The organism is Jiangella sp. DSM 45060 (genome assembly GCF_900105175.1).
GTDB lineage: Bacteria > Actinomycetota > Actinomycetes > Jiangellales > Jiangellaceae > Jiangella.
The window spans coordinates 1190808-1206485 of record NZ_LT629771.1; the positions used below are offsets into that span (position 1 = coordinate 1190808).

Sequence of the window (15678 nt, forward strand, 5' to 3'; positions counted from 1 at the left end):
CTTCTCCCCATGCCCGGAAGGAGGGCGCGACGATGCTGGGCGCGGTCGAGCTGCTCCCCGGGCTGGTGCGCGCGGCCGCGGTGGACGACGACGGGCAGCTGCGCCAGCTGGTCGAACGCTCCTTCGCCGCGGGCGCCGGACGCGCCGACGTCGAGGCGGTCATCGCCGACGTCGCCGCGCAGTGCTTCACCTTCCAGCGGGTCCGCGGCATCGGCATCGCCTGCCCCGGCCTGGTCGACGTCCACACCGGCGCCATCGTCGAGCTGCTGGACCTCCCGCAGCTCAAGGGCTTCCCACTGTCCGACGTCGTCGCGAAGCACGGCCGCGCCCCCGCCGTCGCCGAGCACCGGGCCCGGCTGCAGGCCATGGGCGACCGCTGGTTCGGGCAGGGCCGCGGCCGCCGCTCGTTCGCGTCGGTGACCACCGGCGAGACGCTGGGCGTCGGCATCCTCTACGACGGCCAGGTCATCGCGCCGCCGGGCGGGCGCAGCGGCGCGCACATGATCGTCGCCGCCGAGGGCGAGATGTGCACGTGCGGCAGCCTGGGCTGCTGGAAGACGGTCGCGACGACGGCCTGGCTGCGGCGCGCGGCCGCGGCGGCCGGACTCGACGGCGTCACCGGCCTGCCCGACCTCGTGCGACGGACGGAGCCCGCGGCGGAGGCCGTGCTCGACCGGTACGCCGACCACCTCGCGCTCGGCCTGATCAACATCCAGCACCTGTTCGCGCCCGGCCGGTTCATCGTGCACGGCGAGGCGCGCGCCGCCGGCCAGGCGTTCCGCGACCGCATCGAGGACCGCCTGCTCGCGGTGACGTCGTGGAGCGCCGAGGCCGAGCGGCCGCACCTGGTCGTCGCCGACGTCGACGAGGACGTGTCGGCGCTGCTCGGCGGCGCCGGGCTGGTGCTCACGCGGCTGGGCTGACCTCATGAGGCCGCCCGCGACGCGCGCAGCCGCGACCGGGCCGGGTCGGGCTCCGGGACGGCGTCGATGAGCGCCCGCGTGTACGGGTGCGACGGCGCCGTGAACAGCGTCCCGGTCTCGCCCAGCTCGACGACGGCGCCGTCCTTCATGACGGCGACGCGGTCGGCGATGCGGCTCACCACCGCCAGGTTGTGCGAGACGAACACGTAGGTCAGGCCGAACTCGCGCTTCAGCGCGGCCAGCAGGTCGAGCACCTGCGCCTGTACGCTGACGTCCAGCGCGCTGGTCGGCTCGTCCAGCACGACGATCTCGGGGTTCAGCGCCAGTGCCCGCGCGATGGAGATGCGCTGGCGCTGCCCGCCGGAGAACTCGTGCGGGTAGCGGCGCGCGGCGCCGGCGTCGAGCCCGACGGCTTCCAGCAGCTCGGAGACGCGGGCCGCGCGCCGCTCCCGTCCGGCCCGGCCGCGCGCCGTCGGCTCGTGCGTGACCAGCGGCTCGGCGACGATGTCGGCGACGCGCAGCCGCGGGTTCATGCTCGAGTACGGGTCCTGGAAGACCACCTGCAGCCGGCGGCGCAGGCGCCTCAGCTCGGCCGCGCCGCAGGTCGCGGGGTCGGTGCCGGCCACGCGCACCGTCCCCGACGTCGGGCGCAGCAGCCCGAGCAGCAGCCGGGTCAGCGTCGTCTTGCCCGAGCCGGACTCGCCGACGACGGCGAGCGTCTCGGCCGGCTCGACGGTCAGGCTCACGTCGTCGACGGCGACCGTGGGCGGCCGCCCGCCGCGGCCGGGGAACTCCATGCGCAGCCGGTCCAGCTCGATCATCGCGACGCCCCCTCGATCAGCCGCGGCGTGGCCGCCAGCAGGTTGCGGGTGTACTCGTGCGACGGCGCCGCGAACAGCTCTTCGCAGCGTCCGGTCTCGACGATCTCGCCGGCCCGCATGACCGCGACCCGGTCGGCGACGTCGGCCACGACGCCGAGGTCGTGGGTGATGAGCAGGATCGCCATGCCGTGCCGGTCCTGCAGCCGCGCCAGCAGCTCCAGGATCTGCGCCTGCACGGTGACGTCCAGCGCCGTCGTCGGCTCGTCGGCGATCAGCACCCGCGGCCGCGTCACCAGCGCCATCGCGATCATGGCGCGCTGGCGCAGCCCGCCGGACAGCTCGTGCGGGTACTGGTCGGCGCGCTCCTCCGGCCGCGGGACGCCGGCCTCGGCCAGCGCCTCGACGACGGCCGGGCGGACCTCGCGGCGGCCCACCCCGCGGTGCAGCCGAAGCGCCTCGCCGATCTGCCGGCCCACCTTCTTCAGCGGGTTCAGGCTGGTCATCGGGTCCTGGAAGATCATCGCGACGTCGTTGCCGCGGACCGGCCGCAGTTGCGGTTCCGGCCGCGCGAGCAGGTCGGCGCCGTCGAGCTCGATCGTCCCGGCCGGGTAGACGCACGGCGGCTGCGGGTTGAGCCGCAGGATCGACAGCGCGGTCGCGGTCTTGCCGCTGCCGGACTCGCCGACCAGCGCGAGGGTCTCGCCGGCGGCCACCTCCAGCGACACGCCGCGGACGGCGTGCACGGTCTCGCCGTCCAGCTCGAAGTCGACGGTCAGGTCGCGGATGCGCAGCAATGGGGTCATCGGCGGTAGGCCTTCGGGTCGGTGGCGTCCCGGATGGCGTCTCCGGTGATGTTGATCGCCAGGGAGGTCAGCATCAGCGCCAGGCCGGGGAAGACCGCGATCCACCACGACGTGCCCAGGTACAGCTGCCCGTCGGCGAGCATGCTGCCCCAGGTGGGCACGTCGCTGGGCACGCCCAGCCCGAGGAAGCTCAGCGCGCTCTCGGCGACGATCGCCGCGGCGACGTTGAGCGTGGCGATGGTGGCCAGCGGCGCGCTGACGTTGGGCAGCAGGTGCCGCCGGATGATCGTCGCGTCGCCCACCCCGATGGCCCGCGCCTCCGTCACGAAGTCGCGGGTCTTCAGGCTGACCACTTCGGAGCGGACGACCCGCGCGTACGACACCCAGCCGGTGACGCCGAGGACGACGATGACGATCCAGAGGCCGGTGCCGAGGAAGGCGACGACGGCCAGCGCCAGCAGGATCGACGGGAACGCCAGTTGGACGTCGGCCAGCCGCATCAGCACTCGGTCGGCCCAGCCGCCGTAGTAGCCGGCCACGAGCCCGACGACCGCGCCGATGACGCCGGCCATCAGCGCCGCCGCGACGCCGACCAGCAGCGACACCCGGCTGCCGTAGATCAGCCGGCTCAGCACGTCGCGGCCGAGGTGGTCGGTGCCCAGCAGGTGGCTCGCGTCGCCGCCGGCCCACGCGGGCGGGGCGAGCCGTCCGAGCAGGTCCTGCGTCTGCGGGTCGTGTGGCGCGATCACCGGCGCGAGGACGGCGGCCAGCACCACGACGGCGAGGAACGCCATCGCCGTCAGGCCCCAGCGGTTGACCAGCAGCGCGCGCCACGCGTTGTGCGACCGGGCGGTGCGGGCGGCGGTCCCGGCGGACGCCGCGATCGAGACGTCGGCCATCACTTCTCCATCCGGACGCGCGGGTCGAGGAGGCGGTACGAGAGGTCCACGAGCAGGTTGATCACCACGAAGATCGCCGCGAACAGCAGCACCGTGCCCTGCACGAGCGGCAGGTCCCGGTTCGAGATCGCCTCGACGGTGAGCCGCCCGAGGCCGGGCCAGCTGAACACCTGCTCGGTGAGGATCGCGCCCCCCAGCAGCGACCCGACCTCCAGCCCGACGACGGTGACCACCGGCAGCGACGCGTTGCGCAGCCCGTGCGACAGGACGGCGCGGGTCGGGCCGTACCCCTTCGCCGTCGCGGTGCGCAGGTAGTCCGACGACAGCACGTCGATCAGCGACGAGCGCAGCAGCCGGGCGACGACGGCGACCGAGTACACCGCGAGCGTGACGGCCGGCAGCACGAGGTGCGCGAACGTGCCGTACCCCGAGGCCGGCAGCACCTGCAGCTGCACCGCGAACACCAGGATCAGCACGATGCCGACCCAGAACGCCGGCGTCGACTGGCCGACCAGGACCAGCGCCATGATGCCCTTGTCGGCGGCCCGGCCGCGGCGCATGGCGGCGGCGATGCCGGCCGGCACGGCGATGACCAGCGCCACCGCCAGCGCCGACACCGCGAGCAGCGCCGTCGCGGGCAGCCGGTCGGCGATCACCTCGGAGACCGGCTGGTTGTAGAAGATCGAGTCGCCGAGGTCGAGCCGGACCAGTCCGGCCAGGTAGTCGCCGTACTGCACGAGCAGCGGCTGGTCCAGGCCGAGTGTCGCCGCCAGCTGGTCGGCCTGCTCAGCGGTGGCGTCCGGCGGCAGCAGCAGCGCCAGCGGGTCGCCGGAGATGCGCACCAGCAGGAACGTGCCGGTGGCGGCGAGGAACATGACGATCAGCGCCGACAGCAGCTTCGAGCCGACGCCGAGCAGGACGGCGCGGGTGCGGCCCGGCCGCGGCGGGGCGGACGCCGGCGGTGCGGGCGTGGCCTCGCCGGCGAGGACGGTGCGCTCAGTCATCGTTCACCTCCGCGCGGTCCATCGCCAGCGCGCCGGTGACGTTGGGCCGCCAGGCGACCCGGTCGTTGTGCACCAGGATGGTGTCGATCTGGTACAGGAACACGAACGGCGCCTCCTCCTCGAGCAGCCGCTGCAGCTCGGCGAAGGCCGCCCGCCGCTGGTCCGGGTCGACCGACAGCTCCTCGGCGTCGATCAGCGCGTCGGCCTCGTCGGAGGTCCACCGGCTCTGCCGGCGGTCGCGGCGCACGTTCGACTGCACGTTGCTGGCGCCGTCGAGCGTCCAGCCGGTGCTGGCGGCCAGGTAGACCGGTCCGAGCGCGCGCCGGTTGTCCGACGTCAGCCGCTCGGAGTAGATGGCCGGGTCGAGCAGCTCGACCCGCGCGTCCACGCCGACCCGGGCCAGCAGCCCGGAGATGGCCTGGGCGACGAACGCGTCGTTGTTCGACGCGGTGAGCGTGGTGCGGAAGCCGTCCGGGTGGCCGGCCTCGGCCAGCAGTTCGCGGGCCCGGTCCAGGTCGCGGGTGTACGGCTGGACGGAGTCGTCGAACCCGAACGACTCGCGCGGGATCATCGTCGGCACCTCGCGGGCCTTGCCGTCGAGCACCGCCTCGATCAGCTGCGGGACGTCGACGGCGTGGTTGAGCGCCTGGCGCACCCGCTTGTCGGAGAGCACCGGGTCCTCGGTGTCCAGCGACAGGTACGACGTGCGGATGCCGGGGTGGTTGCTGATCCGGACGCCCTGGTAGCCCTGCAGCTGCAGCGCGGCGTCGGGGACCAGGCCGGTGACGAGGTCGACCTCGTCGCTCTGCAGCGCGGCCAGCGCCGACGCCGGGTTGGGGATCGGCTTGAAGATCAGCCGGTCGACCGGCGGCGGCCCGGCCCAGTGGTCGTCGTACGCCGCCAGCTCGACCTGCACGGCGCGCTGGTACTCGACGAACCGGAACGGCCCGCACCCGACCGGGTGCTCGGCGAACCCGGCGTCGCCGGTCTCCTGGAGGTAGGCCGGCGGCACCATGACGCCGCCGAACAGCGACAGCTTCTCCGGGATGATCGGGTCCGGCTGGCTGGTGTTCAGGTGCACGGTGTACGGGTCGACGACGGTGACGCCGGTGACGTAGCGCAGCTCGACGATGGGCGAGGCGGTGTCCGGGTTCAGCAGCCGCTCGATGCTGAACCGGACGGTCTCGGCGTCGAACGGCTCACCGTTGTGGAAGGTGACGCCCTCGCGCAGCCGGAACCGCCAGGTGAGGTCGTCGACCGCGGTCCACTGCAGCGCCAGCCGCGGCACCAGCTCGTTGTGCTCGTCCCGGCCGGTCAGCGTGTCGAAGAGGTTGATCAGCACGTTCATCGAGGGCATGTCGCCCTGCTTCTGCGGGTCCAGCGTGCGCGGCTCGCCGGCCTGCGACACCCGCAGCGTGCGCCGTCCGGATTCCGTCGCCGGGCCGGAGCCGCACCCGGTCAGCAGGCCGGACAGCGCGACGGCGGGCACGGTGAGGCCGGCCAGCCGGAGCACGGACCGCCGGCTGAGGCGCCGGTCCGGTCCCGATGCGGTTGCGTCCATGGCGGACAAGAGTGGCGCAACGTTCAGCTACATGTAAGTCCCGTTCCGTATGTCGGAACGCTGCTAGGATGTGCGACGTGACCGAGGCCTTACCACTGCCGCCGTCGGGCGGGTCCGTCGAGAAGGCGTTCGCGCTGGTCGCCGAGTTGGCGGCCGGTGCGGGCCCGCAGCGGCTCGGCGACCTCGCCGCGCGCGTCGGCATCACCAAACCGACCGCGCACCGGCTGCTGCGGTCGCTGACCGCGCTCGGCTACGTCCGCCCGCTCGGCGCCGGTGCCTACACGGTCGGCCCCGCGCTGGTCGGCGTGGCAGCCGCGACGCTGGGCGCGCTGAAGGACCGGCCGCTGGTCCGCCGCAGCCTCGACGACCTGCACGTGCGCACCGGCCTGACCACGTCGTACGCCATCCGGTCCGGCGCCGCGGCCGTCGTCGTCGACAACGTCGAGCCCGATCAGGCCTACCGCGTCTCGCCCCGGCTGGGCGTGCCGGTGCCGCTGGACGACTGCGCGGCCGGGGTGGCCATGCTGGCCGCCGCCGAGGGCACGGCCCTGCCCGGTGGCTACGCCTACGACGACGGCGAGCCGGTGCGCTCGCTGGCCGCGGCCGTCACCCACCACCGCGGCGCGGTGGCCGGCGCGCTGGTCGTCAGCGGGCTGAGCTTCACGCTGAACGCCGAGTCCGCCGGCGTGCTCGGTCCGCTGGTCGCCGAGCAGGCCCGGCTGCTGTCGGCGACGCTGCAGGCCATGCTGCCGCCCGAGGCCGCCGAGGGCATCGCGTGAGCGCCGCGCGCATCGAGGCGCTGCTGGCCCGCGCCCGCGACGAGCGGGTGTTCTCCGCCGCGGCGTGGTCGGTCGGGACGGCGGACGGCGAACTGGCCGGCGGGGTGCTCGGCACCCGGTCGTGGGACGGTCCGGCGCTGGAGCGCGGCGACCTGTTCGACCTCGCCTCGGTGACGAAGCCGATCGCCGGGCTGGCCGTCATGGCGCTGCTCGAGGAGGGCGCGCTGACGCTCGGCACCACCGTCGGCGACCTGCTGCCGTTCTTCCGCGGCTCGACCAAGGAGGCGCTGACCGCCCGCGACCTCATGCTGCACACGTCCGGGCTGCCCGGCCAGGTCCCGATGTACCGCGACCACCCGACCCGCGAGGCCATGCTCGACGGCTTGTGGACGCTGCCGCCGCGGCGGCCGCCGGGGGAGGCCGTCGAGTACTCGTCGCAGGGCCTCATGCTGCTCGGGATGATGGCCGAGGCGGCGGCGTCCGCCACCCTGGACGTCCTCGTCGAGCGGTACGTCGCGGCGCCGGCCGGTGTGTCGTCGCTGCGGTTCGCGCCCGGTCCGGGGGAGCGCGAGCGGTGCGTCGCCACCGAGGACTGCCCGTGGCGCGGCCGCGTCGTCACCGGCGAGGTGCACGACGAGAACGCCGTCGTGCTCGGCGGGGTAGCCGCGCACGCCGGGCTGTTCGGCGGCGTCGACGACCTCGCCCGGCTGGGCCGCGCGCTGCTGGCCAATCGCACCGAGCGCGTGCTGCTGCACCCGGCGACGTTCGCGGCGATGACCCGCCCGCGCACAGTGCACCTCGGCGAGGTCCGCGCGCTCACCTGGCAGGGCTACGACGACACCGGCTCACCGGCCGGCGACCTCGTGGGGCCGGCGACGTTCGGCCACACCGGGTTCACCGGCACCAGCCTGTTCGCCGACCCCGAGCTCGGCCGCTACTTCGTGCTGCTCACCAACCGCGTGCACCCCAGCCGCGCGGGCGCCGGCATCGTCGCCGTCCGCCGCGCGTTCCACAACCTCGCCGTGCTCAGCTGAGCTCGCCGAGGGCCTGCTCCGCGCCCGGGTGAAGCGGGATCGGGTCGATCTCCGTCGCCACCGACGCGTCGATGTCGGCGGCCGCCGCGTCCGTCCCGTACGTCTCGGCCGGGATCTCGCCCTCGGTGTAGACGGGGTTGATCTCCTGCAGCGCGGGCAGCAGCGGCGTGATGTCGACGAACGCGATGTCGTCGCCCATGGACGTGAACAGGTCGGTCATCGCGGCGGTGGGCAGGCCGCCGGACCACACCAGCCCGTCGATGGAGCCGTCCTTCATGCCGTCGACGGTCTTGGTGAGGTCCAGCCGCTGCGCCTGCACGTTGCTCGCGGGGTCCAGGCCGGCCGCCTCCAGCAGCCGGTGCGCGATGACCTCGGTGCCGGAGTTCGGCGACCCGGTCGAGATGGTCCTGCCGGCCATGTCCTCGATCGACGTGATCCCGGAGTCGGCGCGCACCACCACCTGCGTGTAGTTGGGGTAGATGCGCCCGAGCGCCGACACCGGCTGCGGCTCGTCGAACGCGGCGGTCCCCTCGGTGGCGTCGGCGGCGGTGTCGGCCAGCGAGAAGGCGAGGTCGTAGTCGCCGGCCACCAGCTGCTGGATGTTCTGCACCGACGCGCCGGTCTCGGCCGCCGTCGCGGTGATGTCGGTCTCGTCGCCGATCAGCTGCGCCAGGCCGCCGCCGAGCGCGTAGTAGACGCCGGTGGAGTTGCCGGTCGCGAGCAGTCCTGCCACCAGCCGGGTGACGACGCGAGTTCTCATGTCGAAAGCTCCTCTCGGGTCGACGACGTGACTCGATGTACGACGACGGCGGCGGCGAGCACGCCGGCGCCGAGCGCGCGGCGGACGATCCAGCCGCCGGCGGCCGCGGCCAGGGCGGCGACGGCGACCGCCGAGACGGCGACGGTCCAGGCGACGTCGCCGGCCGGGCGTTCCAGCAACAGCGCCGAGCCGTTGTCCGTCAGCACGAACGCCAGCGGCACCAGGAACGCCGGCAGCGCGTACTTGCACGCCTGCCACATCGTCGCGATGACCCGGCCGCCGGTGATCGCCGCCGACGCGACCGCCGCGAGCGCCGTCGGCGGCGACACCTCGGACAGCACGGAGAAGTAGAAGATGAACATCGCGACGGCCGGCGCGGGCACGTCGAGGTCCAGCAGCGCCGGGCCGATGACCACCCAGCTGATGATGAACGACGCCGTCACCGGCACCGCCAGCCCGAGCACCAGGATCGCGACCGCGGCCAGCACCGCGCTGAGCACCAGCACGACGGTCGCGTTGTCGGAGACCGCGGACGCGGTGTCGACGAGCAGGTCGGACAGCACCTGGCCGAGACCCGTCTTGGTGATCGTCGAGACGATGATCCCGGCGGCGGCGCACACCGCGGCCACCGGCAGCACCGAGCGCACGCCGTCGGACAGCGACAGGTAGAGCACGCGCGCCGTCTCGGCGGCGACGCCGGCCCAGTCGCGGCCGCGCCGCCGCACGACCGCGTCGACGATGCCGAACCCGACGGCGACGGCGGTCGCGTAGACGACGGCGCGGAACGGCGTCAGGCCCGCCGCCAGGAACGCGACGATGACGCCCAGCGACAGGACGTGGTAGCCGGAGCGCGCCAGCAGCCGCCACGGGTTCTTCCGCTCCACCTCGACGGCCTCGACGCCGGCCTTGCGCGCGTCGATCTCGATCGCCAGCACGATGCCCAGGTAGTAGAGCAGCGTCGGCACCAGCGCCCACACCAGCACGTCCAGGTACGAGACGCCGAGGTACTCGGCGATGATGAACGCCGCCGCGCCCAGCGTCGGCGGCGACAGGATCGCGCCGATGCCCGAAGCCGCCAGCATGCCGCCGGCGTTCTCGCGCGGGTAGCCGGCCTTGCGCAGCACCGGCCACGTCACCGCGCCGAGGCCGACCGCCGTCGCGATCCGGCGATCTCGACGTTCCTCCTCGACTACATGGACCACGAGGCGACGCCGACGCTGCGGCCGGTTCCAGGCGTCGACCTCGCGGCGTACAAGCGCACGCTCATCGAGCGCTACCGGAACCCGGACGTGCGCGACACCCTCGCCCGGCTGTGCGCCGACTCGTCCAATCGGATCCCGAAGTGGCTCGTCCCGGTGATCCGTGAGCAGGCGTCACGTGGCGGCCGGCTCCGGAACTGCGCCGCGATCGTCGCGAACTGGGCCCGGTATGCCGAGGGGGTCGACGAACACGGCGAACCGATCGACGTCGTCGACACGCACAAGGACACGCTGGTGCCGCTGGCCCGGACGCAGCGCGACAATCCGACGGCGTTCATCGAGCAACGGCAGTTCTTCGCCGACCTCGTCGATCATCCGCCGTTCGTCGAGGCGTACACGAGCACCCTGGCCGCACTGCACCATGTCGGTTCACGCACGACGCTGGAGCGACTGGTCAACGGCACGTAGGCGGTGCCTCGGCGCCGCCGCAGCGCAGACCTGGCGCCGTTGCGGAACTTGGCGATCATCGCACCGCTCACGGCAGCCGCCGCGCCAAATCGACCATCTCCATAAACTCTTAATATAAAAGCGCTATGCTTCAGGCATGGGTCGTCAAGCCACCGCTCCTGGCGCGTCCGCCGCCATCGGGGCAGCCCTCTACGGGCTGGCCACCAGGGCTGTGAGACGCCTTCCGCGCGATATGAGCCTGACGTCCGCCGCCACCCTGGCGACCCTGCACAGGACCGGCCCGCGGCGCATCACCGATCTGGCCGCGATCGAGGGCGTTACCCAGCCCGCGATGACCGTGCTGGTCCGGGTGATGGAGGAGTCCGGCCTGGTCGAGCGGCGAGGCGACGCGTCCGACAAGCGGGTCACGCTGGTTTGTCTGACCGAGGCCGGCGCGTCGTACGTTCAGACGCGACGCCAGGCGGGCGCCGATGCGTTCGCGCGGCTGATCGACGATCTTGCCGACGACGAGGTCGATGCCCTGGTGGCGGCACTTCCGGCGCTGGCGCACCTGGCAGAGCTCGAAAGCCAGGACCGTGAGGGGCCGAAACGGTGACGGGGCGCACCCTGGAGCGGTCCGAGACGCGGATGCTGGTCCCCGCCCTGCTGTTCATCGCACTGGTTGTGGCGGCGGTCGCCAGCCTCGGGACGCCGCTGATCACCAGTGTGGCGACCAGCTTCCACGTCTCGCTCGACAGCGCGCAGTGGACGCTGACCGTCGCACTGCTCAGCGGCGCCGTCGCCACGCCCGTCCTCGGCCGGCTCGGCGCCGGCCCGCACCGACGGGCCACGATCCTCGCCACGCTGGCGATCGTCGTCGTCGGCAGCGCGCTGACCGTGCTGCCGCTGCCGTTCGCGTGGCTGCTGGCCGGCAGGGCGGCCCAAGGTGTCGGGCTCGGGCTGACGGCGCTGATGATGGGCGTGGCCCGGGACCACCTCCCCGAGGAGCGCAGCACGGCGACGATCGCCCTGATCTCGGTGGTCTCGATCATCGGGGCCGGCGTCGGCTACCCGCTGGCCGCACTGCTCGCTGAGCTCGGCGGGGTACGGGCCGCCTACGGGCTCGGCCTGGTCGTCACCGCCGCCGCCCTCCTGACCGCGTGGCGCTCCATGCCCGAAGCCCCCGCAGGCCGCTCCGCCCGCGTGGACGTGGCAGGCGCGGTCGTCCTGGCCGCTGCGCTGCTCCTGGTGCTTGTCCTCGCCGGCGAACGGGATCTGTGGAGCCGGCACCTCGCCGCAGCGGCGGGCCTCGCCGTCGCCGCGGTGGTGCTGCTGTGCGTCTGGGCCGTCATCGAGCTGCGCAGCACGACACCCCTGGTCGACGTACGGGCGTTGCGGCACCCGGCGGTCGCCGGGGCGAACCTCGCCATGTTCGTCGGCGGGATCGGCATGTACCTCCTGCTCACGCTCATCACCCGGTACGCGCAGACGCCGCACGGCGCCGGCTACGGCTTCGGGCTGACGACCTTCGTCGCCGGGCTGGTCCTCATCCCGTTCTCGGTGCTGGGGTTCGTCGCCGGCAAACTCACGCCCCGGGCCCGGACGCGGATCGCCGACCCCCTGCTCCTGGCCGGCAGCGCCGTCATCGTCGGCGGCGGGTTCACCGTGTTCGCGGCGGCCCGGTCGGACCTGGCCGACCTGTTCGTGGCGATGGGCGTGCTCGGCTTCGGCGTCGGCGGCTTCTCAGCCGCCATGCCCGGCGTCATCCTGGCCGTCACCCCCAAGCGAGAAACGTCGAGCGCCATGAGCTTCAACTACGTCGTCCGCAGCGTCGGGTACTCCCTGGGCAGCGCCATCGGCGGCCTGATCCTCGCCGCGGGCACCGGCCCCGGCCATCTCTTCCCCGACGCCAGCGCCTACACCACCGCGGCGCTGGTCGGCATCGGCGCGATGGCGATCACGACGCTGACAAGCCTCGCTCTCGCCCGACGACGCTCGTCCGAGACCAACCCGTAAGTCAGATGCACTCATCTCAACACTGGAGGTTCCATGCCCAAGGGCTACTGGGTCAGCGTCTAGCCCGCCATTTCCGACCCCGAGGGGCTGACCGACTACAACGAGCTGGCGGGTCTGGCCGTCCGGGCCGGGGGCGGGCGCGTCCTGTCCAATTTCGGTCGAGTCGTCGCCCACGAGGCCGGAATCACCGAACGCGTCGTTCTGATCGAGTTCGACAGCTTTGAACAGGCGGTCGCGGCATACGAGAGCGAGGCATACCAGAAGGCGCTGGTGGCTCTCCCCGACGGCTTCGAGCGCGACTTCCGCATCGTCGAAGGCATCGACTGACCGAGGTCCAGCGTCCCGAAGAAGCCGCCGAGCTGCGCCGCGCCAACCGCGACCTTCCAGGCAAGGGATGGGGCTGGATCTCCCTGGAAGCGGCCACGCCCCACGCCGGCGGCGAGTGGACCATCACCGGAAAGGCCCGAGACGACCGGCCGCTGAAGCAACGCGAGATCGGCGACGTCCGTAAGATCCCGTCGCCGCCAGAACTCGGGGACGGCCGGAGAGACGAAAGCGCCCCTCACCCGGCGTTTCCGCAGGTGAGGGGCGCTTCTCTGTAGCCCCGACGGGATTCGAACCCGCGCTACCGCCTTGAGAGGGCGGCGTGCTAGGCCGCTACACAACGGGGCCGTTGCGACCGAGGTCGCGAGGTGAAACTGTACCCGAGCCTTGCTCCGACTCCAAACCGGCTGGAGATCGTCGCGAGGCCGTGCCGGGCGCTGGGGTACCAGGACTCGAACCTAGACTAACTGAACCAGAATCAGTCGTGCTGCCAATTACACCATACCCCACTGGATCGGGCGGGTATCCCGCTCGACCGCCCGGTAAGGATAGCGGTCGGAGGGGGTCCGATCCAAACCGGCTGGACGGCCGCGCCGCAGCTCAGCGAGACGTGGGGAACATCACCACGAAACGGGCGGCGACGCGGCCGAAGGCTGGTCAGCCGATGCGGGCGAGGGCGGCGTCGAGGCGGGTGAGGGTGCGGTCGCGGCCGAGCAGCTCCAGCGACTCGAACAGCGGCGGCGACACCCGGCGCCCGGTGACGGCGACGCGGACGGGGCCGAAGGCGTGCTTGGGCTTCAGGCCCAGCTCGTCGACGAGCGCCGAGCGCAGCCCCGCCTCGATCGTCTCCGTCGACCACTTCTCCAGCGACGCCAGCCGGTCGCGGGCGGCGAGCAGCACCGGCCGCGCGGCGTCCGTCAGCACCTTGCCGACGGCGTCCTCGTCGAACGCGACGGCGCCGGGGGCGAACAGGAAGCCGAGCATGCCGACCGCTTCGTCGAGCACCGTCATGCGCTCCTGGACGAGCGGGGTGGCGGCGCGCAGCAGCTCCAGCGAGGCGTCCGGCACGGGAGCCGGCAGCACCCCGGCCGCCTGCAGGTACGGCACCATCCGGTCGGCGAGGTCGTCAGAGGACAGCCGGCGCAGCCAGACGCCGTTGATGGCCTCGGCCTTCTTGAGGTCGAACCGGGCCGACGCGGAGTTGACGCGGGTGACGTCGAAGGCGGCGGCCATCTCGTCCATGGAGAAGACCTCGACGTCGTCGCCGATGGACCAGCCGAGCAGGGCGAGGTAGTTGAGCAGGCCCTCGGGCAGGAACCCGCGGTCGCGGTAGAGCTGCAGCGACGACTCCGGGTCGCGCTTGGACAGCTTGCGGTTGCCCTCGCCCGTGACCAGCGGCAGGTGCCCGAACCGCGGCAGCGGCCCGGACGCGAACCCGATGTCGCGCAGCGCCTGGTGCAGGACGAGCTGGCGCGGCGTCGACGACAGCAGGTCCTCGCCGCGCAGCACGTGCGTGATGCCCATCAGCGCGTCGTCGACCGGGTTGACCAGCGGGTAGAGCGGCCGGCCGTTGGCGCGGACGATGACGTAGTCGAACAGGTTGAACCGGTCGACGGTGATCTCGCCGCGGATGAGGTCGACGAACGTGACGTCCTGGTCGGGCATGCGCAGCCGCAGGACAGGCATGCGGCCCTCGTCGACGAACGCGGCGATCTCGGCGTCGGACAGCGACCGGCACTTGCCGTCGTACCCGCTCGGCTTCCCGGCCGCCCGGGCCGCCTCGCGCCGCTCGTCCAGCTCCTCGGGCGTGCAGTAGCAGTGGTACGCGTGCCCGGTCTCGCGCAGCCGCTCCGCCGCGGACGCGTAGATCTCGTGCCGCAGCGACTGCCGGTACGGCGCATACGGGCCGTCGACGTCGGGCCCCTCGTCCCAGTGCAGCCCGAGCCAGCGCAGCGCCTCGAGCATCGCCTCGTACGACTCCTCGCTGTCGCGCGCGGCGTCGGTGTCCTCGATGCGGAACACGAACGTGCCGCCGAAGTGACGCGAGAAGGCCGAGTTGTAGAGGGCGGTGCGGATCACGCCCACGTGCGGGTTGCCCGTGGGGGACGGGGAGAAGCGCACGCGGACGTCGGCCGGCGCGACGTCGCCGAGCACCAGAGCGTCCGACGAGCCGGAGCCGTCAGTCACAGCAGATCACCTTTGGTTTCGGGGAGGAACGGATGGACGGCAGGCTACCGTCAGTCGGCGGCGACGACGGGGTTGGCCAGCACGCCGATCCCCTCGACGGTGACGGCGACGTGGTCGCCCGCCGTGATTGGCCCGACGCCCGCCGGCGTGCCGGTGAGGATGACGTCGCCGGGCAGCAGCGTGAACGCCGCGCTGATGTATTCGATGAGCGTCGCGACGTCGAAGATCAGCTGCGACGTGCGGCCGTGCTGGCGCTCCTCGCCGCCGACGCGGCAGCGCACCGCGAGGTCGGCCGGGTCGAGGTCGGTCTCGATCCACGGCCCGAGCGGGCAGAACGTGTCGAAGCCCTTGGCCCGGGCCCACTGGTTGTCCGTCTTCTGCAGGTCGCGCGCGGTGACGTCGTTGCCGCAGGTGTAGCCGAAGATCACCTCGGACACGCGGTCGCGCGGCACAGACTTCGCGATGCGCCCGATGACGACGGCCAGCTCGGCCTCGTGGTGCACATTGCTCGACTGCGGCGGCAGCACGATCGGCTCGTCCGGCCCGATGACGGACGTGTTCGGCTTGAGGAACAGCAGCGGCTGCTCGGGCAGCGGATTGGACATCTCGGCGGCGTGGTCGGCGTAGTTGCGCCCGACGCCGATGACCTTGCTGCGCGGGATGACCGGCGCCAGCAGCCGCACGTCCTCGAGCGCCAGCTTCTCGCCGGTCAGCTGCGGCGTCCGGTAGAGCGGGTCGCCTTCGAGGACCGCGATGACGGTCGCTCCGCTGTCGTCCTGTCCCACCGCTCCGAAGCGTGGGTCGTCCCCGGTCGTGAACCTCGCGATACGCACGTGGGTGAGGGTATCTCGACCGGGCACACACCCCTGGGGATCCTGGTGGTGGTGGCGTCGAGGAGCCGGTCGATCGGGCCGGCCGTTG

General features: G+C 72.8%; 14 protein-coding genes, 2 tRNA genes and 2 pseudogenes. 7 read left to right on the plus strand and 11 right to left on the minus strand.

From position 1 onward, the window contains the following. Positions 1-32 precede the first annotated feature (32 nt). Positions 33-923 carry an ROK family protein gene (locus BLU82_RS05335; RefSeq protein WP_092616617.1) on the plus strand — a complete coding sequence of 297 codons (891 nt, stop codon included), beginning with the start codon at positions 33-35 and terminating at the stop codon, positions 921-923. A 2-nt stretch (positions 924-925) separates the two neighbouring features. Here BLU82_RS05335 and BLU82_RS35505 read toward each other — a convergent pair whose 3' ends face one another. The 5 genes from BLU82_RS35505 to BLU82_RS05360 all read right to left on the minus strand — a co-directional run bounded on the left by BLU82_RS35505 (position 926) and on the right by BLU82_RS05360 (position 6011). Next, positions 926-1744 (minus strand): ATP-binding cassette domain-containing protein, encoded by an 819-nt coding sequence (locus tag BLU82_RS35505; RefSeq protein ID WP_092616620.1) that lies wholly within the window; start codon positions 1742-1744, stop codon positions 926-928. After that, a complete protein-coding gene (locus tag BLU82_RS35510; RefSeq protein WP_092616623.1) occupies positions 1741-2547 on the minus strand; it encodes an ABC transporter ATP-binding protein in 807 nt (268 codons plus the stop codon). The genes BLU82_RS35505 and BLU82_RS35510 overlap by 4 nt, the downstream gene beginning before the upstream one ends. Next, positions 2544-3341, minus strand: coding sequence for an ABC transporter permease (locus tag BLU82_RS05350; protein WP_370246307.1), 798 nt, complete (start codon positions 3339-3341; stop codon positions 2544-2546). The genes BLU82_RS35510 and BLU82_RS05350 overlap by 4 nt, the downstream gene beginning before the upstream one ends. Before the next feature lie 104 nt (positions 3342-3445). After that, on the minus strand, positions 3446-4450 hold the full coding sequence (locus tag BLU82_RS05355) for an ABC transporter permease (protein ID WP_092616629.1): 1005 nt from the start codon (positions 4448-4450) through the stop codon (positions 3446-3448). Further along, positions 4443-6011 carry an ABC transporter substrate-binding protein gene (locus tag BLU82_RS05360; RefSeq protein WP_092616632.1) on the minus strand — a complete coding sequence of 523 codons (1569 nt, stop codon included), beginning with the start codon at positions 6009-6011 and terminating at the stop codon, positions 4443-4445. The genes BLU82_RS05355 and BLU82_RS05360 overlap by 8 nt, the downstream gene beginning before the upstream one ends. A gap of 77 nt (positions 6012-6088) precedes the next feature. On the opposite strand from BLU82_RS05360, the gene BLU82_RS05365 reads away from it, so the two are divergent. Both BLU82_RS05365 and BLU82_RS05370 read left to right on the plus strand, forming a co-directional pair. Continuing rightward, the gene (locus BLU82_RS05365) at positions 6089-6790 is read left to right on the plus strand and encodes an IclR family transcriptional regulator (protein ID WP_197682746.1); all 702 of its coding nucleotides are present in this window, start codon (positions 6089-6091) and stop codon (positions 6788-6790) included. Next, positions 6787-7824 (plus strand): serine hydrolase, encoded by a 1038-nt coding sequence (locus tag BLU82_RS05370; protein WP_197682747.1) that lies wholly within the window; start codon positions 6787-6789, stop codon positions 7822-7824. The genes BLU82_RS05365 and BLU82_RS05370 overlap by 4 nt, the downstream gene beginning before the upstream one ends. Here the strand turns inward: BLU82_RS05370 and BLU82_RS05375 are convergent. Together BLU82_RS05375 and BLU82_RS34990 are read right to left on the minus strand one after the other, a co-directional pair. Continuing rightward, positions 7817-8584, minus strand: a complete 768-nt coding sequence (locus BLU82_RS05375; protein WP_092616638.1) for a TAXI family TRAP transporter solute-binding subunit — start codon at positions 8582-8584, stop codon at positions 7817-7819. The two genes, BLU82_RS05370 and BLU82_RS05375, sit on opposite strands and share 8 nt — an antisense overlap. Continuing rightward, positions 8581-9744 (minus strand): annotated as a pseudogene (locus BLU82_RS34990) (TRAP transporter large permease subunit); the annotation flags it as partial. The gene BLU82_RS05375 and the pseudogene BLU82_RS34990, both read right to left, overlap by 4 nt. Between BLU82_RS34990 and BLU82_RS34995 the strand changes: the two are divergent. The 4 genes and pseudogenes from BLU82_RS34995 to BLU82_RS36255 form a co-directional block, all read left to right on the plus strand. Continuing rightward, positions 9718-10251, plus strand: a pseudogene (locus BLU82_RS34995) (mannitol dehydrogenase family protein); the annotation flags it as partial. The pseudogenes BLU82_RS34990 and BLU82_RS34995 sit on opposite strands and share 27 nt — an antisense overlap. 232 nt (positions 10252-10483) lie before the next feature. Continuing rightward, positions 10484-10846, plus strand: a complete 363-nt coding sequence (locus tag BLU82_RS05385) for a MarR family transcriptional regulator (RefSeq protein WP_092616641.1) — start codon at positions 10484-10486, stop codon at positions 10844-10846. Positions 10847-10878: 32 nt separating this feature from the next. Beyond that, a complete protein-coding gene (locus BLU82_RS05390) occupies positions 10879-12246 on the plus strand; it encodes an MFS transporter (protein ID WP_370246308.1) in 1368 nt (455 codons plus the stop codon). A gap of 69 nt (positions 12247-12315) precedes the next feature. After that, positions 12316-12573, plus strand: coding sequence for a DUF1330 domain-containing protein (locus BLU82_RS36255; protein WP_197683029.1), 258 nt, complete (start codon positions 12316-12318; stop codon positions 12571-12573). 272 nt (positions 12574-12845) lie between these two features. Here the strand turns inward: BLU82_RS36255 and BLU82_RS05400 are convergent. The 4 genes from BLU82_RS05400 to BLU82_RS05415 form a co-directional block, all read right to left on the minus strand. Then, positions 12846-12918 (minus strand) — tRNA-Glu (locus BLU82_RS05400). 89 nt (positions 12919-13007) lie between these two features. Beyond that, positions 13008-13079 (minus strand) — tRNA-Gln (locus BLU82_RS05405). A gap of 148 nt (positions 13080-13227) precedes the next feature. Next, on the minus strand, positions 13228-14757 hold the full coding sequence (gltX, locus tag BLU82_RS05410; RefSeq protein WP_092616647.1) for a glutamate--tRNA ligase: 1530 nt from the start codon (positions 14755-14757) through the stop codon (positions 13228-13230). Between the two features lie 50 nt (positions 14758-14807). Continuing rightward, entirely contained in the window at positions 14808-15590 is a 783-nt protein-coding gene (locus tag BLU82_RS05415) for a fumarylacetoacetate hydrolase family protein (protein WP_092616651.1), read from the minus strand. Between the last annotated feature and the right edge of the window lie 88 nt (positions 15591-15678).